Annotated in this window: 21 protein-coding genes and 1 tRNA gene; 8 read left to right on the top strand and 14 right to left on the bottom strand. The window is 69.7% G+C overall.

Translation table 11 applies throughout. The features are described 5' to 3' along the window. Positions 1-43: 43 nt before the first annotated feature. The 4 genes from AACL56_RS24850 to AACL56_RS24835 all read left to right on the top strand — a co-directional run bounded on the left by AACL56_RS24850 (position 44) and on the right by AACL56_RS24835 (position 2,681). Entirely contained in the window at positions 44-1,207 is a 1,164-nt protein-coding gene (locus tag AACL56_RS24850) for an NADH:flavin oxidoreductase/NADH oxidase (protein ID WP_339092457.1), read from the top strand. After that, positions 1,204-1,905: an EthD family reductase gene (locus AACL56_RS24845; protein WP_339092456.1), complete on the top strand. Its 702-nt coding sequence runs from the start codon at positions 1,204-1,206 to the stop codon at positions 1,903-1,905. The genes AACL56_RS24850 and AACL56_RS24845 overlap by 4 nt, the downstream gene beginning before the upstream one ends. A 150-nt stretch (positions 1,906-2,055) precedes the next feature. Then, on the top strand, positions 2,056-2,331 hold the full coding sequence (locus AACL56_RS24840; protein ID WP_339092455.1) for a hypothetical protein: 276 nt from the start codon (positions 2,056-2,058) through the stop codon (positions 2,329-2,331). Between the two features lie 32 nt (positions 2,332-2,363). Next, positions 2,364-2,681 (top strand): hypothetical protein, encoded by a 318-nt coding sequence (locus AACL56_RS24835; protein WP_339092454.1) that lies wholly within the window; start codon positions 2,364-2,366, stop codon positions 2,679-2,681. Positions 2,682-2,699: 18 nt separating this feature from the next. On the opposite strand, the gene AACL56_RS24830 is transcribed toward AACL56_RS24835, so the two are convergent. Beyond that, positions 2,700-4,298, bottom strand: a complete 1,599-nt coding sequence (locus AACL56_RS24830; protein ID WP_339092942.1) for a methyl-accepting chemotaxis protein — start codon at positions 4,296-4,298, stop codon at positions 2,700-2,702. A 301-nt stretch (positions 4,299-4,599) separates the two neighbouring features. Then, a complete protein-coding gene (locus tag AACL56_RS24825) occupies positions 4,600-5,286 on the bottom strand; it encodes a site-2 protease family protein (RefSeq protein ID WP_339092453.1) in 687 nt (228 codons plus the stop codon). A gap of 94 nt (positions 5,287-5,380) precedes the next feature. Between AACL56_RS24825 and AACL56_RS24820 the strand changes: the two genes are divergently transcribed. Next, positions 5,381-5,716, top strand: a complete 336-nt coding sequence (locus tag AACL56_RS24820) for a hypothetical protein (RefSeq protein ID WP_339092452.1) — start codon at positions 5,381-5,383, stop codon at positions 5,714-5,716. 62 nt (positions 5,717-5,778) lie between these two features. Here AACL56_RS24820 and AACL56_RS24815 read toward each other — a convergent pair whose 3' ends face one another. The 9 genes from AACL56_RS24815 to AACL56_RS24775 form a co-directional block, all read right to left on the bottom strand. Next, positions 5,779-7,227, bottom strand: a complete 1,449-nt coding sequence (locus tag AACL56_RS24815) for a cation:proton antiporter (protein WP_339092450.1) — start codon at positions 7,225-7,227, stop codon at positions 5,779-5,781. Between the two features lie 82 nt (positions 7,228-7,309). Next, on the bottom strand, positions 7,310-7,558 hold the full coding sequence (locus AACL56_RS24810) for a hypothetical protein (protein WP_339092449.1): 249 nt from the start codon (positions 7,556-7,558) through the stop codon (positions 7,310-7,312). A 505-nt stretch (positions 7,559-8,063) separates the two neighbouring features. Continuing rightward, positions 8,064-8,138 (bottom strand) — tRNA-Arg (locus AACL56_RS24805). 65 nt (positions 8,139-8,203) lie between these two features. Continuing rightward, complete coding sequence (locus AACL56_RS24800) at positions 8,204-12,295, bottom strand: translocation/assembly module TamB domain-containing protein (protein WP_339092448.1); 4,092 nt, start codon at positions 12,293-12,295, stop codon at positions 8,204-8,206. Between the two features lie 10 nt (positions 12,296-12,305). Next, entirely contained in the window at positions 12,306-14,264 is a 1,959-nt protein-coding gene (locus tag AACL56_RS24795) for an autotransporter assembly complex protein TamA (RefSeq protein WP_339092447.1), read from the bottom strand. 64 nt (positions 14,265-14,328) lie between these two features. Further along, complete coding sequence (locus AACL56_RS24790; RefSeq protein WP_339092446.1) at positions 14,329-15,516, bottom strand: vWA domain-containing protein; 1,188 nt, start codon at positions 15,514-15,516, stop codon at positions 14,329-14,331. 31 nt (positions 15,517-15,547) lie between these two features. Continuing rightward, positions 15,548-16,135: a GNAT family N-acetyltransferase gene (locus AACL56_RS24785; protein WP_339092445.1), complete on the bottom strand. Its 588-nt coding sequence runs from the start codon at positions 16,133-16,135 to the stop codon at positions 15,548-15,550. Positions 16,136-16,170: 35 nt separating this feature from the next. Then, a complete protein-coding gene (locus tag AACL56_RS24780) occupies positions 16,171-16,416 on the bottom strand; it encodes a hypothetical protein (protein WP_126471278.1) in 246 nt (81 codons plus the stop codon). Between the two features lie 3 nt (positions 16,417-16,419). Then, positions 16,420-17,274, bottom strand: a complete 855-nt coding sequence (locus tag AACL56_RS24775) for an AAA family ATPase (RefSeq protein WP_339092444.1) — start codon at positions 17,272-17,274, stop codon at positions 16,420-16,422. A 161-nt stretch (positions 17,275-17,435) separates the two neighbouring features. Here AACL56_RS24775 and AACL56_RS24770 point away from each other — a divergent pair, with 161 nt between their 5' ends. Next, complete coding sequence (locus AACL56_RS24770; protein ID WP_339092443.1) at positions 17,436-18,128, top strand: c-type cytochrome; 693 nt, start codon at positions 17,436-17,438, stop codon at positions 18,126-18,128. Positions 18,129-18,219: 91 nt separating this feature from the next. On the opposite strand, the gene pcaG is transcribed toward AACL56_RS24770, so the two are convergent. Both pcaG and pcaH read right to left on the bottom strand, forming a co-directional pair. After that, positions 18,220-18,831, bottom strand: coding sequence for a protocatechuate 3,4-dioxygenase subunit alpha (gene pcaG, locus AACL56_RS24765; protein WP_339092442.1), 612 nt, complete (start codon positions 18,829-18,831; stop codon positions 18,220-18,222). A 170-nt stretch (positions 18,832-19,001) separates the two neighbouring features. Next, positions 19,002-19,736, bottom strand: a complete 735-nt coding sequence (gene pcaH / locus AACL56_RS24760) for a protocatechuate 3,4-dioxygenase subunit beta (RefSeq protein WP_339092441.1) — start codon at positions 19,734-19,736, stop codon at positions 19,002-19,004. Between the two features lie 104 nt (positions 19,737-19,840). Between pcaH and AACL56_RS24755 the strand changes: the two genes are divergently transcribed. Further along, positions 19,841-20,845, top strand: a complete 1,005-nt coding sequence (locus AACL56_RS24755) for a LysR substrate-binding domain-containing protein (RefSeq protein ID WP_339092440.1) — start codon at positions 19,841-19,843, stop codon at positions 20,843-20,845. Positions 20,846-21,227: 382 nt separating this feature from the next. On the opposite strand, the gene AACL56_RS24750 is transcribed toward AACL56_RS24755, so the two are convergent. Then, complete coding sequence (locus AACL56_RS24750) at positions 21,228-21,659, bottom strand: DUF1841 family protein (RefSeq protein ID WP_339092439.1); 432 nt, start codon at positions 21,657-21,659, stop codon at positions 21,228-21,230. Between the two features lie 321 nt (positions 21,660-21,980). Here AACL56_RS24750 and AACL56_RS24745 point away from each other — a divergent pair, with 321 nt between their 5' ends. Then, positions 21,981-25,814 carry a hypothetical protein gene (locus AACL56_RS24745; RefSeq protein ID WP_339092438.1) on the top strand — a complete coding sequence of 1,278 codons (3,834 nt, stop codon included), beginning with the start codon at positions 21,981-21,983 and terminating at the stop codon, positions 25,812-25,814. Positions 25,815-25,890 lie beyond the last annotated feature (76 nt).

Genomic DNA, 25,890 nt, shown 5'->3' with positions numbered 1-25,890 from the left:
TACCTGCGCACATGTCCGAATCCACCCCCTGCTGTTCCAGCCATTGAAGCTGCGCGAGCTCGTGCTCGCCAACCGTGTCGTCATCTCGCCGATGTGCCAGCACGCCGCCGAGCGCGGCCATGCCACGCCGTGGCACATGGTGCACCTGGGCAAGTTCGCGCTCGGCGGCGCCGGGCTGATCCTCACCGAAAGCACCGCGGTCGATCCGCGCGGGCGCATCGGCACCGCCGACCTCGGGCTGTGGGACGACAGCCAGATCGCGCCGCTGAAGGCCGTCGTCGACTTCGTGCACGCGCAGGGCAGCGCCATCGGCGTGCAGCTCGCGCACGCGGGACGCAAAGCGGGCAGCGAGCCGCTGTGGGAGGGCGGCGCGGCGCTGAGCGACGCGCGCATGGCGGCCGACGAGGCGCCGTGGGAGCGCCTCGGCCCCAGCCCGCTGGCGGCCGGCCCCGGCTGGTCGGCGCCGCGCGCGCTCGACGCTGATGGCATCGCCTCGGTGGTGAAGCACTTCGTCGACGCCACGGTGCGCGCGGACAAGGCGGGCTTCGACGTGGTCGAACTGCACTTCGGGCACGGCTATCTGGTTGCGAGCTTCCTGTCGCCCAACGCCAACCACCGCGGCGACGCGCTCGGCGGCAGCCGCGAGAACCGCATGTGGCTCGCGCTGGAAGTCGCGCAGCGCGTGCGTGCCGCGTGGCCTGCGGGCAAGCCGCTGTTCTGCCGGCTGTCGGCGGTCGACGGCACGCTCGACGGCTGGAACCTCGACGACTCGGTGGTGCTCGCGCGCGAGCTGAAGCGCTGCGGCGTCGACGTCATCGACTGCTCGTCCGGCGGCCTCACCGAGGAGACGCGCGCGCTGCCGGTGCCGCGCGGACTGGGCTTCCAGGTGCCGTTCTCGGAGCGCATCCGGCGCGAAGCGCAGGTGCTCACGCAGGCGGTCGGGATGATCGTCGATGCCCGGCAGGCCGAGGCCGTGCTCGCCGCCGGCCAGGCCGACCTGATCGCGCTCGGCCGGGAGGCGCTGTTCGATCCCTACTGGCCGCACCACGCGGCCGCCGCGCTCGGCGCGGACCCCGGCTACCGGCGCTGGCCGGTGCGCCATGGCGTGTGGCTGGCCAAGCGCGCGCCGGGCCTGGCCCGTGCGCGCGCCGAAGCGGCGCAGGCCGCGGGCGCCACCTCGTTCGACAACAAGGAGACAGATCGATGACCGAACCCACCACCTTGCGCATGGGCCTGATCCGCAAGAAGCCCGAATGGACCGAGGAGGCCTTCCGCAGCCACTGGCGCGACCGGCACGGCCCGCTCGTGGCGCAACTGCCCACACTCCGCGGCTACCGGCAGAACCTGGTGGTCGATCGGCTGCAGCGCGGCATCGACTTCGCGCGCGGGCCGTGGGATTTCGACGGCTTCTCGCAGCTGCGCTTCGACGCCGCCGCGCAGGCGCAGGAGGCGTTCACGAACGGCGGGCTTGCCGCTGCCATCCGGGCCGACGAAGCGCACTTCCTGGGCGGCCTGCACATCGTGACCGTGGCGCAGACCGAGGTCGTCGCGCTGCCGCCGGAACCCCATGGCCTGCTCAAGCGCATCTCGCTGCTGCGCCGTCCGCAGGCGCAGTCGGAGGACGACTTCCGCCGCGAATGGAAGGTGCACGCCGACCACGTGCGCCGCATGCCCGGCGTGAGCGGGTACCGGCAGAACGTGGTCACCGCGCGCGAACGCGTGAAGGGCACGCCCTGTGGCTACGCCGAGCTGCCGATCGACGGCATCGTCGAGCTGTGGTTCGAGAGCGCCGGCACGCTCGACGCCGCCTTCGCTTCGCCGCAGGGGCAGGTCACCATGGCGCATGCGCTCACTTTCCTGGCGGAGATCACGGCGTTCGTGGTGGAAGAGCATCGCGTGGTGTGAGGCTGCGCGCGGCATGCGGACGGGCCGCGAATAACCCGTTCATGGGATTGACCGCCCCGGTGCCGCGGCGACACTGGGCCCACAAGAAAACCAATCCATGGACATGCCCGCCCGAGCGGCCGCGGGTCGTCCCCGAGCGCGCGCCCACCCTTGACCTCACTTCCCATTTCCGTCGACCTTCCGGGCGGCTGGTCCTGCTCGTTCCACTTCAAGCAGGGCTCCAGCGGCGAGTATTCCGGCGTGGCCGAGATCGCGCTCGACGGCCTGCGGCATGGGGAGCTCGTGATCATGGCGCAGCCCTCGCTCGATGCCGCCGTGGCGCGCATGAAGCTGAAGGCCAGCCAGTTCGTGCGCGCACGCTCCGCGGCCGCGGGGCACAAGCCGTGGCGACAGCGCGAGCGCGAACCCGACGAAGCGCAAAAGTAACATCGGGCCTCGACCACCCGGAGGCCCGAGAGATGCGGCGAATCGTTTTCCTTGGCGTCGTCCTGGCTGCCGCCGCAACCACGGCCGCGGCGCAGACGCGCAAACCCTTTCCACCCGGCGTGGTCGGCGTGATGCCGATCGACGCAGGCACCGAGTACTTGTTTCTCGACCGGCCCACCACCGTGGGCGGCGCGTGCAAGGGATGGAAGGCGGTGTCGATCCAGCCGCCCGGCCGGCTGGGCGCGGGCACCACCGGCCTCATGTGCTGGAAGGAATCGAACGGCCAGCTGCTGACCGCCACCGCCGCCGGGGTCTCGCCGCAGGTGGCGCCGATGGACCTGATCCGCTGAAGCGCCGGCCCGGCGCGCTCAGGCCGCCAGCAGCCGTTCCTGCAGCCGCTGCGCGCGCACCGGCCGCCCCGGTTGTGCAGGCACCCATTCGCCCTTGACCGATGCGTCGCCCGGCAGCACGAACTGGCTGATCAGCGTGTCGAGGTTGTGCGCCTGGTCGCGCAGGTTGGTGGACGCGGCGGCCGATTCCTCGACCATCGCCGAGTTCTGCTGCGTCATCCTGTCCAGCCGCGCCACGGCCGTGTCGATCTGGCCGATGTCCCGCATCTGCGACTGCGTGGCGGCCGTGATCGCGTCGAGCGTGCCCGACACCTCGCCGATCGACGCCACGATGCGGTCCATGGTCCGGCCCGCGTTGCCGGCCAGCACCGTGCCGGCCTCGATGCGCTGCACCGAGTCGTCGATGAGCCCCTTGATCTCGCGCGCCGCCGCCGCCGAGCGCGTGGCCAGCTGCCGCACCTCCGACGCCACCACCGCGAAGCCGCGCCCTGCGTCGCCGGCACGGGCCGCCTCGACCGCCGCATTCAGCGCGAGGATGTTGGTCTGGAACGCGATGCTGTCGATCACGCCCGTGATGTCCGCCACCTTGTGCGAGGCGCGGTGGATGTCCTGCATGGTGCTCACCACCTGCGACACCACCTCGCCGCCTTGTGCCGCCACCGCGGCCGCCGCGCCGGACAGGCGCTCCGCCTGGCCCGCCGCGTCGCTGGACTGGTGCACGTTGCGCATCACCTGCGCGAGCGCTGCCGTCGTCTGCTGCAGGCTGGCCGCGGCGTCTTCGGTGCGTGCCGACAGGTGGGTGTTGCCCTGCGCGATCTCGCCGGCCGTCGCGCGCACGTTGTGCACCGACTCGCGCACCCGAAGCACCAGCTCGCGCAGCGCGCCCTGCATGGCGCCCAGCGCCAGCAGCATCTGGCCGGCCTCGTCGCGCGAATGGCCTTCGATGTCCTGCCGCAGGTCGAGGCTGGCCACGCGTCCGGCGGTCTCGCTGGCCGCGCGGATCGGCCGGCTGATGCTGCGCACCAGCCACTGCGCCAGCACCGCGCCCAGCAGCAGCGCGGTGGCGCTGAACAGCACCAGCGCCAGCCGTGCCGAAGCGCTCAGCTCGGCGATGCGCGTGCCGGCCGCATCGATCGCCTCGCGCTGCGACTGCGCCAGCTTCGACACCGCCGCCAGCAGCGCGGCCGAGCTCGGCTGGAAGCGCTGCGCGTACACGTTGCGGATGCGCTCGGTCAGGCCCGAGTCGCGCGCGGCGATCAGCTCCTTCACCGCGGCCGCGAAGTCCTTGCCGGCGACGCCGGCCTGCGCGAGCAGTGCGCGGTCGGCGTCGTCCTGCAGGCGCTGGCCGACCTGCGCGATCAGCTCGTCGTACTGGCTCGCCGTCGACCGGATGTCCGCGGAAAGGATCTCGCCCACCTCGGGCTCCGAGCTCAGGGCCATCGCCTTGTAGCGCTCGGCGTTGATGGCCTGCAGCCGGTAGGCGTCGACCACCATGCGCTCGGACACGCTGCGCTCCTGGATCGCTTCGCGCGTGGCCTCGTCGACCTTGGCCAGCGACCGGATGCCGATGCCGGAACCCGCGAGGGTCAGCAGCAGCACGGCGGTGAAGGTGGCCAGCAGGCGTCGGCCGAGGATGTTGCGGGGCGGGGAGAGGGGGCAGGTCGGGTGTCGGTGGTCACGGGTGGCGATGAGGCAGGAGAGGTCCCGTGCCGCATTAGAGCGGCGGCGTGTGACTTGGCATTGACTGCCGCCGGGCCGCCCCTTCGAGACCCGATGGCAATGCGGGGAATCGTGATGTCTTGCTTGCGTGCCACCACCAAAGGGGCGCGGCCGATTGGAGCGGCTTTGGCGCCGCAAGCAAATCACCGAAACTGGGTAGGTGCCACCTCGTGGCCCGGGCGGCAGCGACGCTGCGCGGTCAGCGGCCCAACGCGAAGATGCCGACGGCCGCGGCCCATGACAGTGCGAGCGCCAGCAGCAGCCAGACCGAGCCTTGCAGCAGCGACACCTTCCATTGCGGCATGTCGCGCGGCGAGGGGTCCAGCAACGCAAGCAGAGCCTGCCCGCCCGCCATCGATGGCAGCGGCAACAGGTTCAGCGCCGTGAGCTTCGCGGCCAGCATGCCGAGAAGCGGCGTGAAGCCGAGCGACGCCACGCGCGTTGCACCTTCGATGAGTCGCAGGGCGGTCGACGACGGCGCAAGCGCGCCCGACACCCACTGCGCGAAGCCGTGCGCCGCGCTGGCGCCTGCCGACCCGGGGTGCAGCGCGAAGGCCACTGCGGCGAGTGCCGCGACGCCGCACAGCGGCAACAGCACGCGCACCGCGCGCGGCTGGTGGTCGAAGGCATCGACGGCCCATTTGTCGATGTCGATGTCGATGGCACCGGAGGGCGGGGCTTCGGTCTGCGTGTCCTTGAACACCACCGAGCCGCCGAGCGGCAATGCGCGCAGCCTGAACACGCCGGCACTCAGCAGCGCCGGGCCCATGCCGAAGGACACTTCCCGGATCGCGATGCCGAGCCATCGGCCGAGCAGGGCCACGACGGTGACGTGGAGCGCGGCGAGCAGGGCGATGGCGGCGATGAACTGCGATGCGATGAGCATGGATGCGCGAGACGAGAGGAGAGGAGACGAGAGGAGGAGAGGGCAGGGAACACCAGCAGATGCGTGCGGGGCGGCCGATGTTAGCTTCGGCCGCATGAAAGTCCTGCTGGTGCTCGGCGCATGCGCGCTGGCCTTCGTCTGCACTGCCGCTTCGGCGAACTACCCGTGCTCGGGCAGCAAGGGCGGCGTGTCGCATTGCTCGGGTGCGCTGTTCGTCTGCAATGACGGATCGATCAGTGGATCGAAGAAGGTCTGCACGGGGCCGCAAGGCGGTGGTGGCAGCGGTGCAGTGCGCAACCTGCTCGCACCTTCATCGCCGGCTGGCGCTGCGGGCGATTGCGCGTGCAGGTCGGGCCGCATCTGCACGGGGCCGCGCGGCGGGCAGTACTGCCTGAGCGACAGCGGCGCGAAGAGCTACGTGCGCAGGTGAATCGGCATCGGCGCCTGCGCCGCGCCTGCAAGCAGCCGCTTGGCCACGTGCCCGGATGCCCCTCAGACCGATGAAGCAGCACCGCCGGGTTGCTGCCGGGTCACGAAGTTGAAGAGCGGCGTCGCCATCAAGGTGCTCAGGATCGCCATCAGCACGAGGATCGAGAACAGGCCGGGGAGGATGACGCCGGCTGCCAGGCCGATGTTGATGATGATGAGTTCCATTAGGCCGCGCGCATTCATCAGCGAGCCGATCGCCATGGCGTCCCGCTTGCTCTCGCCGGAGGCGCGGGCTGCCGCCCAGCAAGCGATGCCCTTGCCGCCGAAGGACGCGGCAAGGATCACCAAGGCCGCCAGCAGGATCCCCGGGTCCATGAGGACGCCCAGGCGCGTGTTGAGTCCCGAATAGGTGAAGAACATCGGAAGCAGGAACACCACTGTGAACGGCTGCAGCATCTCGCGCAGCTTTTGCGTGAGCGCCCCCCGCGGGAGAACCGCGCCGAGCAGGAAGCCGCCGAAGACAGCATGGATGCCGATGGCGTCCATGGCGAATGCGCTCAGCGCGAAGAGGACCAAGACGAGCGCGAGGACCGAAGTGGGCAGCGGTGCAGTCGGGCTGACGTGCATCGCCAGCCGCCGCAGCAACCTGGAGCCGGCGAAGATCATGAACAGTGCGAACCCGATGCCGCCGCCGATGGCCACGTAGGCGCTCGCCCACGATCCACCGAAGCCGGCCAGCACGATCGCGAGGATGCACCAGGCCGCCGCATCGTCGACCGCACCCGCCGTGAGCGCCAGGGTTCCGAGGGAGGTGCCGGCCAGCCCGCGCTCCTGGATGATGCGCGCGAGCATCGGAAAGGCCGTGATCGCGATCGACGCGCCCATGAAGAGCGCGGCCTCGAAAGGCCGGACCCGCTCTGCGAACAGCCCGGGAATGCCTTGCAGCCACGGGGTGAGCATGAAGGCCAGGACGAACGGCACGGCGATGCCCGCGGCCGATACCGATGCGGCGCTCCTGAACCGGTTCCTGAAGTGGTCGGCACGGAACTCGGTGCCGACCAGGAACATGTAGAGGCCCACGCCGAGCTGGGCGCCGACGTAGAGCATGCCGAGCGTTTCCTTGGGAAACAGGGCCTTCTGGACTTCCGGCAGGAACAACCCGAACAGCGACGGCCCGAGCAGCACGCCCGCGATCATCTCTCCGACCACCTGGGGCTGGCCCACGCGCTGCGCCAGCCGGCCCACCAGCTGGCTGGCGGCGATGATCACGGCGATCTGAAGAAAGAAGTAAACGGAGAGCTGGGCAACAGGCACGGAGTGACCTCGTCGATTTGAAGGGCGCGCAGGCAGGCTGCTCGAACGGGTGCGTCGGCTTGAGCGACGGCATTCGGGCCGGCTCCGGCCCGTCGCGACATTCTGCCGTGACCGGACGACGCTAACCGCGCGCGATGCATCGGGCCGGTTTCGGTTGCCGGAGGTCCTGTCTGCACAGCGTCGATGGCGCGCCGGCACCGGACCCGCGTTTTGCCGCAGTCCACGGCCGACGCGAGCGAAGGCCGTGGAGCAGACACGCTGGCGATGTCGCCCAAGCCGTCTAAGGCTTGCGCTTGAGGCAGACCTGGATCAGGTCCATCACTTCCTTCGCGAGCACGGAACTCAGCCAGAACACGTTGTTGCGATGCTCGGGGCCCGCGTCTTCCTGCTGCGGGTGTCCGTTGCCGTGGCAGTAGCAGAGCAGCGAGTAGAGCTGCGTGCTGCGCTCTTCCAGAAGCGCGACAGGGTCGATGTCGGCTTCGGTGGAGACGAGGGGCGTGGAGGGGCGGGCTATATTCGAGGTAGCCATTTGGGGTGCTTCCTTTCAACGGTTGGGCACTTCACTTGGTCAGACGGCTGGGGTGTTAGAGCATCCCGGCCGTCGCCTTTTGATACTTCGCATTTGCATCGGTGCAGCCTCTGCTTTCGATGACCCGCTGCGAGGCAGGCGGCTGGTTCGTTCAAGTGCTGGAAGGGTGTTGCGCTCCTTGCCTGCATAGCGCGGCTTTGGGGGATGAGGGCACCCACTTTAGAGAGGAACTGCGCGAGACAGGAAACGCAAATGCCCAGTAGTTCTCGAAATGCCGTGGCATGTGCTGCGCGAGGCGTGGGGTCACAAAAGACTGCACTCGTTGTCTGATCGTGGCGCTGCAGAGCAGCCGTTCCCAACGACGATCCGTCGATCGGCCACGCATCGACCGTGCCGCCTCGCACGGGCGCGCCGATAGCGGAATGACCGCAGCCGGCATGCTGCGATCTGCACCCGCTGAAAACGAAAAAGTCCGGAAGAGCTGGAGCTCTGCCGGACTTTGAAATGGTGCCTTCGACAGGAATCGAACCTGTATCTGAGTCTTAGGAGGACCCCGTTCTATCCATTGAACTACGAAGACGTTTGCGTTGAAGCGCGGCCCGCACTTTACCAGCTTGGCGCGTCTTGCCTGCGACCCGCGCCCGCTCAGTCGTACTTGACGGTGTAGATCAGGTCCACCCCGCTGGTCTGCCCCGCCTGCCCCCGCAGCGTGAGCCGGGTGGTGAGGTCGTAGAAGATGAACAGGGTGCCGAAAGTGCCGCCGATGCTGCGTTCGTAGGTGATGTAGAAGTCCTTCGACAGCCGCTTGCCCAGCGTGACGGCGGATTCGCGCAGGTCGCCGCCGTTGCCGGGGCCCTTGAAGCCGAGTTCGTCCAGCCCGAAGCGGCTGGCGAGGCCGCCGCCGGTGCCGCTGCCGCCGATCTTGCCGATGAGCGACAGCGCGGCCTGCTGCAGCAGGGCCGACTCGCCGCCGCTGGTGGCCGAGGCGCGGCCCAGCACCACCCACGAGAGCGTTTCGGCGTCGGACAGCGCAGGCTCCGAGTACAGCTTGACGCGCGGCGACTGCGCGCTGCCAGTGATCTGCACGCCGGCGCGCTGCGACAGGTTCGGTCGAATGGCGAGGATGTCGAGCGCGGGGTTGTCGAACGGCCCGTTGAAGCGCGCCACGCCGGTTTCGACGTCGAGCTGCTGGCCGTAGGCGCGGTACTGGCCCTTCACGGTCTTCACCTCGCCGGTGATGCGCGGCGGCGCATTGAGCTTGGTGCTGCTGATCTCCAGGTCGCCCTCGAGCCGGGTGGTGATGCCGCGGCCCTGCACGGCGAAGTCGTCGCCCAGGTCGAAGTTGACGACGATGTCCGGCGGCTTGGCGGTCTGCGGCCTGGCCGCCTGCGCGTCGGCACGTGCCGACTCGCGCTTCGCGGCCTCGGCGGCCTCGCGGTCCTTGGCGGCGGAGCGCACGACGACGTCGCTGCCCAGGCTGGGCGCGGTCTCGTCGGGCAGGATGATGACGGCGCGGTCGGTCCGGAGCTTGCCGCGCACGCTGAACTGGCCGTTGTCGAGCTTGGCCTGCAGGTCGCCCGACAGCGTGACCTGCCGGTCGGTGCGCACGAGCACGCGCAGCGCGCGCAACTGGCCTTGCAATGCCATGCGGATGCCCGAGGCCGCGCCGCTGGTGGGGCCCCACGCGAGGTTGCCGCTGGCCGAGAGCGTGCCGCCGTCGGTGCGGGCCTCGCTGGCGTTTGTGCTGCGGTTGCCGCTCTGGCCGCCGATGCGCGCATTGCTGCCGGCGCCGCCCTTCAGGGTGAATTCGGTGATGTCGACGCGCTCGCCGCTCAGGGTGGCGCGCAGGCGGCCGTCGCGCAGGTCGAGGCCTTCCACCGGTGCGCGCAGCGCGAGCTTGTCGGCGCCCAGGGTGCCGTTCCAGCGCGGTACGTCGCGGTTGCCCGACAGCGTGGCGCTGGCGTCGAGTGTGCCGGCGATGCGCCAGCCCGGCGGCGCGAGCATCGACCACACGCCCAGGTTCGGCAGGCTGGCCTTGATGGTGCCGCCCAGCGGCGCGTCGGGCGCCCACTGCCAGCCGCCGGCGCGTTGCTGCACACGGGTGTTCAGGTCGGCGTCGATCTTGCCGGCGCGTTCGCTGTCCCATGCGAGGCTGGCGCGCACGGCGTCGCCTTCGGCGTCGAGCCGCAGCTCGGCCTGGCGCAGGCCGGCCGGCGTGCTGGGCGCTTCGCCGCCGGCCGATGCGGCGTTCATGGTGCGTTCGCTGGCGGTGCCGGTGCCGCTGCTGGTGATGCGCGTGACCAGCGCGGCCTCTCCGGCCTGCACGCGGATGTCGCCGCTCTGGCGTGCGATGCGGGCCTTGGCGCGCAGGGTGTCGCCGGCGTCGATGTCCCAGTCGCCGTCGAACAGCAGGTCGCCGCTGATGCCGTACTCGCCGAGCGTGGTGTCGGCGCCGAAGGCACCGGCCCAGGCCATGGGCAGGCCCTTGAGCTCGCCCTTCGACTGCAGGCGGAACACCTGGTTGGGCGCCGCGCCGCTCTGGCTGAAGCGCAGCGGCTGCCAGTCGATGCGCACGGTGCCGGGCACCGGGCCGCGCAGCGTGGCCGCGGCGGCGGAGGCCTCGACGTCGAGGCGCGGTGCGTTGCCGCCGGCGGTGCGGATGGTGGCGGTGACCTCGCGGCTCAGTTCCACCACCCACGGGTTGCCGGTGGCAGTGCTGTCCTGTGCCTGCAGCCTGAGGCTGGCGACGGCGGCGCGCCACTGGCCCGGCCCGGCGATGCCGCCGCTGGCGCGGGTGTCGATGTCGAACTTCTGCGTGCCGGTGGCGGCCTGGCCCTTGAGCGTGAGCGCGGCCTGGGCCAGGGTGCCGGCGAGGTCGGCGCGCAGGTCGCGCAACTGGATCTCGGTGGCGGCGGCGCCGGGCTGCGCGGCGGGCAGCATCAGGTCGAGGCGCGGCACGCCGAGCATGGCCTTCAGGCTGGGTTCGGTGACGCCGCGCTGCGCGGGCGCGTTGGCGTTCTCGAGGCGGCGCTGGATGGTCTGCCAGCCGCCTTGCCAGCTGGCGTCGAGCCTGGCCGAGCCCTTGGCGCTGGTGCTGGCGAACACCTTCGACAGGCCCGGCAGGCCCTGCACCCAGCGCTGCACGGTGTCGGCGTCGTCGATGCTGGCCTTGATGTCGCCGCCGCCCGCGTTCGGTGCGATGCGGCCTTCGACCTGCGCGCTGCCGCCCGGCAGCACCAGGCCGAGCTTGCCGCTGGCGGCCTGTTCGGCCACGCGCACCTGCAGCTTGCCGTCGACGCTGGCGCGCTGGGCCTCGATGCGCAGCGTGCGCAGGTCGAGCACCTGGTCCTTCCACTGGCCCTGGGCCAGTGCGCGGTCGAGCGCGAAGCCGGGCAGGGCCTTGCTGCCTGCGCCGCCTTCGGCGCGCAGCGCGGTGTCGAAGGTGATGGTGCTTTCCTTCTGCTCGGCCTTGAGCGTGCCGCTCACGGGCGCGCCCGAGAGCTCGCTGTACAGCGCGCCGGGCCGCACGCCGCGCACGGTGGCCTGGGCCTGCCATGGCGAGGGCGCGGGGCTCCACTTGCCGGCGGCGTCGATGCGGCCGCCGCCCGCGCGCACCGTGGCTTCGGGAATGCTCCAGCTGGTGCCGTCGAAGCCGACGCGCGCCTTCACCTGTTCGAGCGGCAGCTTCGCCTTGTCCCACGGTCCGGGCACGGCGTTGCGCACGTCGGCCGAGGCTTTCCAGGCGGCGGGGCCGGTGTCGGCGTCGGGCTGCAGCTCGACGTTGCCGGTGAGCTGCGTCTGCGGCGCGCCGGGCCACAGCGTGGAGGCGTCGACGTTGCGCAGGTCGGCCCTGGCGTCGATGACGGGTTGCGGCAACCATGGCGCGATCTGCGCCTGCAGGCTGGCCTGCATGGGGGCGTCGGCGTTCTCTTCGGCGGGCTTGAGTTCGGCGGCCACCTGCAGGCGCGCGCCGGTGCCGGCGAGCGTGCCCTTCACGGTGGCGGCGGCCAGCACTTCGATGCGGCGGTCCTCGGCGAGCGGGGCTTTCACGCGGCCGTCGAGCGCGGCGTCGATGGCCATGGGCGCCGTACCCTGCAGCTTCACGCGGGCGCTGTAGTGGCCGTCGGCAATGTCGACGCCCTTGATCTCCAGCGCGTGCTCGGAGGCCTTGTTGTAGCTGTAGTTGCCCGACAGGTTGAGCGCCTGCAGCACGGGCGGGCCGGCCCAGCGCACTTCGTCGATGCGGAACGGCAGCTCCACCTCCACCGGCAGCACGATCTGCTCGAGCGGCTTGACGGGCTCCTCGCTGGGCGCGCCGCGCTTCTCGATGAGCACCTGCTTCGCGTGCACCTCGCCGAGCTGCACCTTGCGTTCGAACAGCGGGGCCAGCGTCCAGCCGATGGTGGCGTCGTTCACCTCCACGGCGATGCTCTCGCTCTGGTACTTGAGCCAGCCGATGTGGCCGCCGGTGCGCAGCGAGCCGGTGACGTCGCGGCTTTCGAGAGTCTGGCCTGCCGGCAGGCGTTGCGCGGCCTGCGCGAGCGCGAAGGCCAGCGACTTGTTGGAGCCGATGTACCACCACGCGCCGGCCACCAGCAGCAGCACCGCGAGCAGCAGGCCGGCCACGGTCCAGGCGAAGGCACGCGCCGCGCGGCGCGCGCGCGAACGCCGCACGGGCGCCGCCACCGGGGCGGGCGCGCCGGCGGATGCGGATGTCGGTTCGGTGTCGTCGCTCATCGGCACGCGGTCAGAAGGTGAAGCCCAGCCGGAAATGCAGGCGGAACTTCTTCGTGTCCACGCCATAGGCCAGGTCGGCCTGCACCGGCCCCACCGGGCTTTGCCAGCGCGCGCCCACGCCCACGCCCACCTTGGGCTTGAGTTCGCCGGGCTTGTCGGCCACCGCACCGGCGTCGACGAACAGCACGCTCTCCCAGGCGGTGAGCTTGTCCTGGTAGACGAAGGGCCGCTGCCACTCGACGCTGGCCACGCCGAGGTAGCGGCCGGCCACGGTCTGGCCGTCGGGCCGAATGGTGCCGATCTGCTTGTAGCTGTAGCCGCGCACGGTGGTGTCGCCGCCGGTGAGGAACATCAGCGTCGAGGGGATCTGCGCACTGTCCTTCGCCGACACGGCGCCGGCTTCCACGCGCAGCTGCAGGCGGCTGCGGCGCGCGCGGGTCTCCTTGTCCTCGGCCGAGCCCAGCGGCACCACGCCGAGCCAGCGCGCGTAGGTGCGCGTGAAGGGCACCTGCTCGCCGGTGAGGGTGTAGCCCGCGGCCACTTCCAGCGCCAGACCGAAGCCGCGCGTGGGCGCGGAGTTGTCGTCGAAGTAGCGCCCGGTCCAGCCCCAGTTGGCGGTGACGGCCGAGGCCGAAGGCGGCGCGTCGATGCCGCGGTTCTGCGCGTAGTCGTACTGCAGGAAGTAGCTGCGGTCGATGTGGTCGCTCGACTTGCTGCGCCCGCCGCGCAGGCGGCCGCTGTCGACCACGTAGCTGCCCGACTGCTCGCTCTTGAGTTCGGCGCCGGTGAACCATTGCCAGCCGTGGTCGTCGGGAATGGCCTTGAGCTCGGTGCTCAGCGACTTGATGTCGCGGTCGACCGACAGCCGCGAAACCGCGCGCCAGCCCAGCAGCGGCACCTGGTTGTGGATGTGGTCGATCGACAGGCGCGGGCCGTTGTCGGTGGTGAAGCCCACGCCCAGCACCACCTTTTGAAGCGGCGCCTCGCGCAGCTGTGCGATGACGGGCGCGACCAGCGGGTTGCCGCTGTCGGTGTCGAGCGTGAGGAACACGGAGTCGTAGTAGCCGCTGCTGGCCAGGCGCTGCTGCGCGTCGAGCAGCTTCTGCTGGTCGTAGTCCTGGCCGCTGGGCAGGCGCGCGATGCGGCGCGCGCCGTCGGGGTCGTAGCGCTGGATGCCGCGCAGCACCAGCGGGCCGAACTTGTAGGCCGGCCCCGACTGGTAGGTGGCGCTCAGGCGCGCCTCGTGGCGGTCTGCGTCGACCTCGGCGCGGCTGATCTCGATGGTGCCGGTGGGAAAGCGCTTTGCAGTGAGGCTGCGCAGCGCGACGGTCTTGGCGTCGTCCCACGCCTGCTGGGTGAACGGCTGGCCGGCGCGCAGGGCCCAGTTGGTGCGGATCGAATCGCGCTGCGACTCTGCCGACGGATCGTCCGCGATGGCGCCCGCATAGCTGAGCTGCACGTTGCTCACCTTGGTGATCTCGCCCGGCGACACGGTGATGACGATCTCGCGCGGCGCCTTGGTGCTTTCGGGCGTCTCGTTGAGCTCCAGCGTCAGCGTGGGCGTGAAGTAGCCGAGCGTGCCGAGCAACTCGCGCGCGTTCGACTCGGCGGCCACCATGAGGCGCGAGATCTCGGTGGCGCCGAGATCGTCGAGCTCGCGATAGCGCTGGATCTCGAGGTGCAGCTTCAGATAGTCGCGCACCGCCTCGGGGCCGCGCACGTCGACGGTGAAGGCATCGCGCTTCGCGCCGGCCTTGCCCTTGTCGTCCTTCTTGCCGGAGCCGCCCTGGTCCTCGCTGCTGTTGCCGTCGGCCGCGGGGCCGCTGCGCACAATGCCGGCGGCGGGCCGGCCCTCGGCGGGCTCCTTGCCTTTTCCCGGCAGCAGGCTGCAGCCTTGCAGAAGCAGGACGCCTGAAAAAAGCAAAGCCGGCCACCAAGCCGGCAAGGAAACTGGAACCACCCTGACCATGGGCGGATTTTGACAGCAAGCCCCGCCGGTTCCAGGAGGAGCCGGCGACATAGACGGCTTCGTCCTACTTGGACAGCATGCGCATCGCTTCCTCGAGGCCCCGCAGGGTGAGGGGGTACATGCGGTTCGACATGAGCTGCTGCATCACCGCGATGCTCTGGCGGTACTGCCACACGCCTTGCGGTTCGGGGTTGATCCACGCGAACTTGGGAAAGGTGTGGGTGAGGCGCTGGATCCACTCGGCGCCGGCCTCTTCGTTGTTGTATTCGACGCTGCCGCCCGGTTGCAATATTTCGTAAGGGCTCATCGTGGCGTCGCCCACGAAAATCAGCTTGTAGTCCTTGTTGTACTTGCGCAGGATGTCCCAGGTCGCGAACTTTTCGGAGAAGCGGCGCTTGTTGTTCTTCCACATGAAGTCGTACACGCAGTTGTGGAAGTAGAAGAACTCCAGGTGCTTGAACTCGGTCTTCACGGCAGAGAAGAGTTCCTCCACGCGCTGGATGTGCTCGTCCATCGTGCCGCCGACGTCCATCAGCAGCAGCACCTTGACGTTGTTGTGGCGCTCGGGCCGCATCTTGATGTCGAGGAAGCCGGCATTGGCCGCGGTCGAGTGGATGGTGTCGTCCAGGTCGAGCTCTTCGTCGTGGCCCTCGCGCGCGAACTTGCGCAGGCGGCGCAGCGCCACCTTGATGTTGCGCGTGCCGAGTTCCTGCGTGTCGTCGTAGTCCTTGTAGGCGCGCTGGTCCCACACCTTGACCGCGCTCCTGTTCTTGCCTGCGCCGCCGATGCGGATGCCCTGCGGGTTGTAGCCGCCGTTGCCGAAGGGCGAGGTGCCGCCGGTGCCGATCCACTTGCTGCCGCCCTCGTGGCGTTCCTTCTGCTCCTCGAAGCGCTTCTTGAGCGTCTCCATGAGCTCGTCCCAGCCCATCTTCTCGATCTTGGCCTTCTCTTCGGCCGTGAACTCGCGCTCGAGCGTCTTCTTGAGCCAGTCGAGCGGCACTTCCTTGGTGAAGTCGGTGAGCATCTCCACGCCCTTGAAGTAGGCGGCGAAGGCGCGGTCGAACTTGTCGTAGTGCTTCTCGTCCTTCACCAGCGCGGTGCGCGAGAGATAGTAGAAGTCGTCGATCCCGTAGGCGCCGTCGGAGTTGGGCCCCACCACGTCGGCCTGCAGCGCCTCGAGCAGCGTGAGGTATTCCTTGACCGACACCGGCAGCTTGGCCGAGCGCAGGGTGTAGAAGAAGTCGATGAGCATGAAGGACGCTCCTTGTAGGGCCTGGGTTGCGTCAGGCGCGGGGCTTGTCGAGCAGGTACAGCAGCTGCGCCTTGACCTCGGGCCATTCGCCCGCGCGCAGGCTGTACATGACGGTGTCGCGGATGGTGCCGTCGCGGCGCATCGCGTTGCCGCGGATCACGCCGTCCTTCTTCGCGCCAAGGCGCTCGATGGCGCGCTGCGAGGCGAAGTTGAAGTTGTCGGTGCGCCAGCCCGTCACGTTGCAGCCGAGCGCGTCGAAGGCGTGCGTGAGCATCAGCAGCTTGCAGGTGGTGTTGACGTGCGTGCGCTGGCAGCGCGCGGCGTACCAGGTGTAGCCGATCTCCACGCGCTTCACGGCAGGAAGGATGTCGTGGAAGCTGGTGCTGCCGAGCACGGTGCCGGTGGCCTCGTCGGTGACGGCGAAGGCGAAGCGGTCGGCGGTCTTGAGCGCGGTCTCGATGTAGGCGCGCGTGTCCTGCGGTTCGGGCACGGAGGTGACGCGCAGCTTCCACAGCTCGCCGTCGGCGGCCGCGGCGCGCAGCCCCTCTTCGTGATCGAGCGACAGCGGCACCAGCGCGATTCCGCGGGCCTTCAGCGTGACCGGTTCGACGAACGCCATCTTGTGTACCGACTCTCTTCGGGGTTGCGTCTCGATCAGCCGCGCGGGTCGCCGTACTTGCCCACGTACCAGAAGCGCGCGGCCTGCGCGCCGGCGCCGCCGCCCAGGCCGATGAGCGCGATGCCGATGAGCTCGCGCTTGTTGTATTCACCGCTGCCGAAGGCGTCGAGGCCCAGCAGCAGCCCGAGCCCGCGGCCCAGCAGCGCGCCCACCATGAACATCACGGCCTGGGCAATGCCCAGCTTCATGAGTTGCCTGGTGGAGTGTTTCTGGTTGCTCATGGATCAGCGGTTGTTGCGCTGCATGAAGACGAGCTTCTCGAAGAGCGTCACGTCCTGTTCGTTCTTCAGCAGCGCGCCCACCAGCGGCGGCACGGCGACCTTGTCGTCCTTGCTCTGCAGCGCCTCGAGCGGGATGTCTTCGGCCACCAGCAGCTTGAGCCAATCGAGCAGCTCGGAGGTGGAAGGTTTCTTCTTCAGGCCGGGCAGGTTGCGCACGTCGTAGAAGGTCTTCATGGCGGCCGTGAGCAGCTCCTGCTTGAGGCCGGGGAAGTGCACGCCGACGATGTGCTTCATCGTCTCGGCATCGGGGAACTTGATGTAGTGGAAGAAGCAGCGGCGCAGGAAGGCGTCGGGCAGTTCCTTCTCGTTGTTGGAGGTGATGAACACCACAGGGCGGTGCTTGGCGCGGATGAGCTCGCGCGTTTCGTAGCAGTAGAACTCCATGCGGTCGATTTCGCGCAGCAGGTCGTTCGGGAATTCGATGTCGGCCTTGTCGATCTCGTCGATCAGCAGCGCCACCGGCTGGTCGGCGGTGAAGGCCTGCCAGAGCACGCCCTTCACGATGTAGTTGTTGATGTCGCTCACGCGCTCGCCGCCGTCGAGGTCCTTGAGCTGCGAGTCGCGAAGGCGGCTCACGGCGTCGTATTCGTACAGGCCCTGCTGCGCCTTGGTGGTCGACTTGATGTGCCACTGCAGCAGCGGCAGGCCGAGCGACTGGGCCACTTCCTCGGCCAGCATCGTCTTGCCGGTGCCGGGCTCGCCCTTGACGAGCAGCGGGCGCTTGAGGGTAATGGACGCATTGACCGCGAGCATCAGGTCCTGCGTGGCAACGTAATTGTCTGAGCCCTGGAATTTCATGAGTGAGATGACCGAGAGGGAAGGCTGGGGTGGAGAAAAGAACACACTCGATTCGCGACGCACGGCCTCAGGGTTGGCCTGCACAGGGTTCCGTAGGACCCCTGCCTATAATCGAATGTTGATCCGAAAAACTGTACTCTCCACGAGATTGTGCGCGCAAAATGAACAAGTTGTTGACCACGATGTTTGCCCTTGCTGTCGCTTCCGTGACGGTGTCGGCTGAAGCCCAACAAGTCACTGGCAAGGCACAGGACGGGGCAAAGAAGGTGGCGATGTGCGTGGGCTGCCACGGCATCATCGGCTACCAGGCCAGTTTTCCGGAGATCCACAAGGTACCGATGATCGCGGGCCAGAGCGCCACCTACATCAGTGCCGCGCTCACCGCATACAAGGGCGGCGACCGCAAGCATCCGACGATGCGCGCCATCGCGGACACGCTCACCGACCAGGACATCGCCGACGTCGCCGCCTACTACAGCCAACTGGGCGTGAAGCAGGGCGACGCTCCGCCGGCCGCGCTGGCCAAGGCCACTCCGGCCAACGTCGAGGCGCTCATCACGCGCAATGCCGACAACAGCTGCACCAAGTGCCACGGCGCCAACTTCAACACGCCGAACGACGGCACCGTGCCCAAGCTGGCCGGCCAGCATGCCGACTACCTGTTCGTCGCGCTCAAGTCGTACCGCGTGAAGAACAATGCGCACCTCGGCCGTTCCAATGCGGTGATGGGCCAGCAGGTCGAGGAAAAGAAGTTCACCAACGCCGAGCTCAAGACCCTGGCCAGCTACATCAGCACCTTGCCCGGCGAGCTGAAGACGGTGCCCGAATCGCGCATCCACCACGGCGCCGAATAAGCCGGCAGGCGCCCGGGCCGGGCGCTTCGTTGCACGCAAGAAACAAAGCCCGCTTCAAGCGGGCTTTTTTGCGTCGGGGATTTCCCTGAGATCAGACGTCGAAGAACGCCGTCTCGTCCGTGCCCTGCATGCGGATGTCGAAGCGGTAGCTCACCGCGCCGCCGTTCACCACGCGTTCGGCGATGAGCGTGTGGCGGCGATCGGCCGGCACGCTCTGCAGCACCGCGTCGTTCGCATTGGCTTCGGCTTCGTCGCTGAAGTACACGCGCGTGAACGCATGCAGCAGCAGGCCGCGCATCAGCACGATCACGTTGATGTGCGGTGCCTCGCCGGGCGACTGCGCGCCGGGCTTCACGGTGTGGAACACGAAGCGGTTGCCTTCGGTGGTGCCGGTGCCGACACGGCCGAATGCGCGAAAGCCCATGGCGCGCGCTTCTTCGGGCGTCTGCGGATAGCGGCCTTCGCCGTCGGGCTGGCTGATCTCGACCAGCGCGTCGTTGATCGCGTTGCCGTCGCCGTCGATCACGCGGCCTTCGAGGCGGATGCGCTGGCCCTTGGCGTTGTCGAGCGCGAGCACCGCGTCGAAGGGCTGGTCGAAGTCGTAGCCGTACTGCGTGGCGGTGAGGCCGTAGGCGAAGTAGGGGCCCACGGTCTGCGAGGGGGTCTGGCCGAAGTCGGCTTCCTGTGCGGTCATCAATGGCATAGTGTTCTTTCAGTTGTCCGGCAGGCAGTTGCACCGGGCGCGACGCACGAGCTCACCGCGGCCAGCGCCAGAAACACCGCGGAACCGGCTTTGCCGGGCCGCAGGTGTTGCCCCAGCGAGGGGGTGGGCGAAGCGACACGAAGTGCGCGAAGCCTGGGGGAGGATTTCATTCAGCGGTTCTCGAAAGGCGTTTCGTCCGCGCCGCGCAGCACGATGTCGAACTGGTAGCCCAGCGCGTAGCCCTCTTCGGTGATGTCGAGGCTGAAGTCGGCGATCAGCCGGTTGCGGTAGCGCTCGGGCGTGCCGGTGACCATCGGGTCGTACTGCAGCAACGGGTCGCCGGGAAAGTACATCTGCGTGACGAGGCGGCTCGCGAAGCTCTGGCCGAACAGCGACAGGTGGATGTGCTGCGGACGCCAGGCGTTCGGATGGTTGCCCCACGGGTAGGCGCCGGGCTTGATGGTGAGGAAGCGGTAGCGGCCTTCGCTGTCGGTCAGGCAACGGCCCGCACCGAGGAAGTTGGGGTCGAGCGGCGCGTCGTGCTGGTCGACCTTGTGCACGTAGCGGCCCGAGGCGTTGGCCTGCCAGAGTTCGACCAGCGTGTTGGCCACCGGGCGGCGGCGCTCGTCGAGCACCTGGCCGGTGAGGATCATGCGTTCGCCCAGCGGCTCGCCGTTCCTGCGCGCGTTGCGCGTGAGGTCGTGGTCGAACTCGCCGATGCTGTCGTGGCCGTACACCGGCTGCTGCAGCTCGCCGAGCGAGGCCTTCAGCGGAATGAGCGGCTTCTGCGGACCGCGCTTCACGGTCGACTTGTAGCCCGGGTAGATGTAGCTGGGGTGGGCTTCCCAGTCGCGCGGCGTGAGGACGGGCGAGCCGCCCTGGGGGTCTTTGGTCTTGGTCAACATGAACGTTGTCTCCTGTCGTGGGACGAATCCGGAAGCCCAGACTTTAGAAGCGCGGTTCGATGATGTAAATTGAAGATTGCTCCGTTCTCAATAACCGTCAGTCATTGAAAAACCCCGCCGACCTTCGCCAGGATTTCGTGCGCAACGTGCAGTTGCGCCATCTGCGCTGCCTCGTGGCGGTGGCGCAGGAACGCCACCTCGCGCGCGCGGCCGAGCGGCTGGCGCTGAGCCAGCCGGCGGTGTCGAAGACGCTGGTCGAGCTGGAGGCCATCGTCGGCGCGCGGCTGGTCGAGCGCAGCAAGGCCGGCCGGCGCGGCGTGCAGGGCCTCACGGCCGCCGGCGAGCAGCTGCTGGCGCACGCGCTGCGCGTGCTCGAGGCGCTCGACGCCAGCGCGCAGGCCGTGGCTCCGGCGGCGGGCGGACGCATCGAGCGGCTGCGCATCGGCGCGCTGCCCAGCGTGGCGCCCGCGCTGCTGCCCATTGCGCTGGCGCGGCTGCGCGACGGATGGCCGCAGGTGCAGATCGTGGTGAAGAGCGCCGCCAACGCCGCTCTGCTCGACGAGCTGCGCGCCGGCGAGCTCGACCTGGTGGTCGGCCGCATGAGCGATCCGCGGCTCATGGGCGGCCTGAGCTTCGAGCTGCTGCACACCGAGCCGCTGGTGTTCGCGGTGCGCGCCGGCCATCCGCTGACGGCACCGGCGGCGCAAGGTGCGTCGGTGCAGGCGGTGCTGGCCTATCCGCTCGTGGTGTACGGCGAAGGCACCATCCCTCGCCACAACACCGAGAGCTTCCTGTCGGCGCGCGGCCTGGTGCTGCCGACCAACGCGCTGCAGACGCTCGACGTGGCGGTGGCGCGCGCGCTGGTGGCCGTGTCCGACGCGGTGTGGATCACGCCGCTGGGCGCGGCGCGCGGCGAGTTGGCGGACGGGCGCCTCGTGCGTCTGCGCATCGAGACCACGGGCACCGAGGAGCCCGTCGGCCTGTTGCAACGCAGCGATGCCGAGCCGTCGGCCCTGCGCGGCGCCATGGCCGCCCTGCTGCGCGAAGGCGCAAAGCAGCAGGGCGCCTTGCCCGCGCGCCCCCGAGGAAAGACCCGCAGCACTTCCTGAACACCCAGGACCGGCCTTGCCGGGCCGCACGTGTTACCCCGGTAGGTGGACAGGCGAAGCGGACACAAAGCAAGCGCGGCCCGGGGCGAGCCAGAAACACCGAGGAACCGGCTTCGCCGGGCCTCCGGTGTTGCCCCCGGCAGGGGGGAAGGAGAAGCGACACGAAGTGCGCGAATCCTGGGGGCGAGCCAGAAACACCGAGGAACCGGCTCTGCCGGGCCTCCGGTGTTGCCCCCAGCAGGGGGCAGGAGAAGCGAACGAAGTGCGCGAATCCTGGAGCGAGCCAGGGACACCACGGAACCGGCTTTGCCGGGCCGTCGGTGTCGCCCCCGGTAGGGGGAAGGAGCAGCGACACGAAGTGCGCGAATCCTGGGGGCGAGCCCTATTTAGTTGCGCGGCGCTGCACGCAGGCCACATAACCTTCGCCATCGGGCGGGCGGCCGGCGCGCTGGCTCTCCCACATCATCTGGCCGAGGCAGTCCATCGCCTCGTGATGTGCATGCAGCAGCGAACCGCGGCGCGCGGCCAGCAGTTCGACCGCCTGCCGGATGCCGCGCGGCTGGTCGATGGAGCACTGCTCGCTGATCGACAGGTGCATCGACAGGTGAAGGAACGGGTTCTCGCGGCCGTTCGAGCCGTCGTAGACGCGCGCCACCGCCGCATCGGCGTCGGCGAGATCCTCGTGGTACTCGGGGTGCTGGTCGATCCAGCCCGCGGCGATCGTTTCGAGCGCTTCCATCGGCAGGCCCTGACGGTGCTTGGCGTACACGTCGCAGAAGAAGCGGCGCACGTCTTCCTGGGAGGGGTTGAACATATATAGAGAAGGTCAGAGAGAAAAAGGAAAGAAGAAAAGAAGGGCTGCGGAGGCGGGCGGCCGGGGCCGCGCCGCCAACGTGCGTTTCGGGCCTTCGGATGTGTCGGACGTTCCGGGTACACCGCGTTACATCGTTACGTAACGAATCGCCGAACGAGGTGTTTACGAGCTGTTTCCAAGGCTTGGTGAAAACCCCTAAGGTCGGAAAAATCCCTTTTCAAATCAACAGGTTGCGAGCTGGGTAACGCTTCTGGAAGACGGCTTGGAAAAGGCGGCACGCTAGTTGCCCCTGAGTAGGCATCTTTTCTCACAGAGGCTGCCATGAACGCTCCACAAGCATCGACCGTTTCGACCGAAGGACTTGCCGCCGCTGGCGCAGCTCCTGTGGTCATCGCCCAGGCCACCGTCACTCCTCTCGGCACTCCCGCCGCGATGGGTTCGGCGGCGCCCGCCGCAGCTGGCCCCGCCAGCGTCGGCACATTATCGAATGCCACGCCGGGCGTCGCAGTGATGCGCGACGGTGTCAGCATTCCCGTCGATGGCAATCAGACCCTGATGGCCGGCGACCGCGTGATCGTGCCGCAGGACGGCCACGCCAACGTGCTCTTCCCCGGATCGGCCACCAACAAGGCCCCGCTGGCCGGCGTGTTCACCGGCGGCACCGACGCCACCATCGGCTCGACCAAGCTGCCCGGCGGCCTCGAACAGGTGAACGTGGATGTCGCTTCGGGCGACCTGCAGGTCACTCCGCCCGACAGCGACGCCGACGCCGCCGCGCTGGCCGTCACCAAGAAGCTCGCGGCCGGCAGCGGCATCGGCCTGGGTGAATTCGCGCTTGGCGCGCTGGGCGCCGCCGCACTCGGCGCTGCCCTCGGCGGTGGCGGCGGTGGCGGCAGCGACAGTGCGTTCCCGCTGCTCGTGGGCACGGGCAACCCTGGCAATCCCGGCGAAGCCGACGCGGATGCGGACTCGGATGCCGATGCTGACGCAGATGCGGACGGTGATGCAGACGCCGACGCAGATGCAGACGCCGATGCAGATGCAGACGCCGATGCCGACGCCGACGCCGACGCCGACGCCGATGCCGATGCCGATGCAGACGCCGATGCCGATGCCGACGCAGACGCAGACGCAGACGCAGACGCAGACGCGGATGCCGACGCAGACCACCTCCTCGATCCGGGCGACGGCCTCGTCGGCCATGTCATCGGCGACGCCAGCGACGCGCTCGGCCTCGGCGGCGTCCTCACGCCGGTCAACCAGGTGGTGGACGGCGTCACCGACGTGCTCGACGACGTGCTCGCTCCGCTGCTCGGCGACGAATTCAACGCCAACAACCCCAACCAGTTCGACCCGGTCGACACCGCCGTCGAGAACGTCACGCACCAGCTCGGCGGCGCGCTGAGCCCCGCGCTCGACCCGCTGCTGGGCGCCGGCGCCACCGCGGCGATCCTGGACTCGCTGGCCCACCAGGTCGACTACCTGACGGACGCGCTCGACAACGGCCTGACCAACCTGATCGGTGACCACGGCATCGTCAGCGGCCTGACCGACGCCCTCGGCCTCGGCGCCGTCACCGACCAGCTGGTGGGCGACGACGGCCTGCTGGGCAGCCTGCTCGGCAACCTGCTGGCCGAAGACGGTCTCGTGGGCGGCCTGCTCGGTGAAGACGGCATCGTCGGTGGCCTGCTGGCCGAGGACGGCGCGCTGGGCGGCCTGCTGGGCAACGTGCTCGGCGACGAAGGCATCGTCGGCGGCCTGCTGGGCGACGACGGCGCACTGGGCGGCCTGCTCGGCGGCGCGCTGGGCGAAGGCGGCCTGCTGGGTGGCCTGCTCGGCGACGACAGCGCCCTGGGCGGTGTGCTGGGTGACGACGGCCTGGTGGGCGGCCTGCTCGGCGGCGACGGCGCCCTCTCGGGCCTGCTCGGCAGCGGCGGCCTCACCGGCGAACTGCTGGGCCACGGCGGCCTGGTCGACAGCCTGCTCGGCCAGGACGGCGCGATCTCCGGGATCATTGCCGGCAGCCCGCTGGGCGGCCTGCTCGGCGGCGACGACGGCCTGCTGGGTGGTGCGGTCGGTGGCCTTCTCGGCGACGAAGGCGTGGTCGGCGGCCTGCTGGGCGACGACGGCATCGTGGGTGGCCTGCTCGGCGGCGATGGCCTCCTCGGCGGCGTGCTGGGTGGCGACGGCCTGCTGGGCGGTGTGCTCGGCGACGACGGCCTGCTCGGCGATGACGGCATCGTCGGAGGCGTGCTCGGCAACGATGGCCTGCTGGGCGGCGTGCTCGGCGACGACGGCCTGGTCGGCGGCCTGCTGGGCAGCGACGGCATTGCCGGTGGCCTGCTGGGCGACAACGGCCTGCTCGGCGGCCTTCTGGGCGGCGACGGCCCGCTGGGCAGCGTGATCGGCGGCGACGGCCTCGGCGGCGGCCTGCTCGGACCGGATGGCCTGGTGGGTGGCCTGCTGGGCAACGAAGGCCCGGTCGGCGGCCTGCTGGGCGACGACGGCCTGCTGGGCGGCGTGCTCGGCGGCGTCCTCGGCGGCATCGGCGGTGGGGGCACCCCGGGCACCGGCGCGGCACTGCTCGACCCGGTCGACAACATCGCCGGCAACCTGGTCGACGGCCTGAACCAGGGCGTGCTGGGCGGCCTGGGCGTGGGCAACGTGCTCGGCCCGGTCGTGGGCCTGGTCGACAGCGCCACCGACACGGTCGACGGCCTGCTCGGCCCGGTGCTCGGCACCAGCTTCACAGAGAACAATCCCAACGTGCTCGACCCGGTCGACGGCGTGGTGGGCCAGGTGACGGGCGCCGCGAGCGGTCTGCTGAGCCCGCTGACCGACCAGCTGCTGGGCAACGGCACCACGAACGCACTGCTGAACGGCGTGGCGCAACAGGTCGACTACCTGACCGACGGCGTTGCCAACCTGGTGGCCGGTGACGGCCTGCTGGGCGGCGTCCTCGGCGGCGACGGTGGCCTGCTCGGTGGTGTGTTGGGCGACGACGGCCTGCTGGGCGGCGTGCTCGGCGGCGACGGTGGCCTGCTCGGTGGCGTGCTGGGCGACGACGGCCTGCTGGGCGGCGTGCTCGGCGGTGACGGTGGCCTGCTCGGTGGCGTGCTGGGCGACGACGGCGTGCTGGGCGGCGTGCTCGGCGGCGACGGCGGCCTGCTCGGCGGTGTGCTGGGTGACGACGGCCTGCTGGGCGGTGTGCTCGGCGGCGACGGTGGCCTGCTCGGCGGTGTGCTGGGCGACGACGGCCTGTTGGGCGGCGTCCTCGGTGGCCTGACCGGCGGCAACGCGGGCGGCCTGCTCGATGGCGTGCTGGGCGACGACGGTCTGTTGGGCGGCGTCCTCGGTGGCCTGACCGGCGGCGGCGCCGGCGGCCTGCTCGACGGTGTCATCGGCGACCACGGCCTGCTGGGCGGCGTCCTCGGCGGCGTGACCGGCGGCGGCACTGGCGGCCTGCTCGACGGTGTCATCGGCGACGACGGCCTGCTGGGCGGTGTCCTCGGTGGCGTGACCGGCGGCGGCGCTGGCGGCTTGCTCGACGGCGTCATCGGCGACCACGGCCTGCTGGGCGGCGTCCTCGGCGGCGTGACCGGCGGCGACGCAGGCGGCTTGCTCGATGGCGTGCTGGGCGACGACGGCCTGCTGGGTGGCGTCCTTGGTGGCGTGACCGGTGGCGGCGCTGGCGGCTTGCTCGACGGCGTCATCGGCGACCACGGCCTGCTGGGCGGTGTCCTCGGCGGCGTGACCGGCGGCGGCGCAGGTGGCCTGCTCGACGGCGTGCTCGGCAACGACGGTCTCGTCGGCAGCCTGCTTGGCCATGACGGCCTCGTGGGCAGCCTGCTCGGCGGCCTGTCCGGCAGCAGCAGCCCGGTGGCCAACATCCTCGAGCCGGTCACCAGCGTGGTGAGCGGCGCCGCGGACGCGGTCAGCCCGGTCGTGTCCAGCGTGCTCGCACCGGTCACCGACATCCTGGCGGGTGCCTCGGGTTCTTCCTCGCCGGTCGGCGACGTGCTGGGCGGCGTCACGCATGCCGTCACGCCGCTGGTGACCGACGTGGTGACCCCGATCACCAGCCTGGTCGAGCACAGCCCGGTCGGCGGTGCGCTGGCACCCGTGACCAACATCCTGCACGGCCTGCTGGGTTGATCCGGAACAACGAAGGAGGGGCGAGGGAGTCGCAGCTCAGGGACAGGCCACCACCGGCCTGTCCCTCGAAAGGATC

Origin of the sequence: Variovorax paradoxus (genome assembly GCF_902712855.1) — a bacterium.
Classification (GTDB): Bacteria; Pseudomonadota; Gammaproteobacteria; order Burkholderiales; family Burkholderiaceae_C; genus Variovorax; species Variovorax paradoxus_Q.
This window is presented reverse-complemented; position numbering and strand designations above follow the sequence as displayed.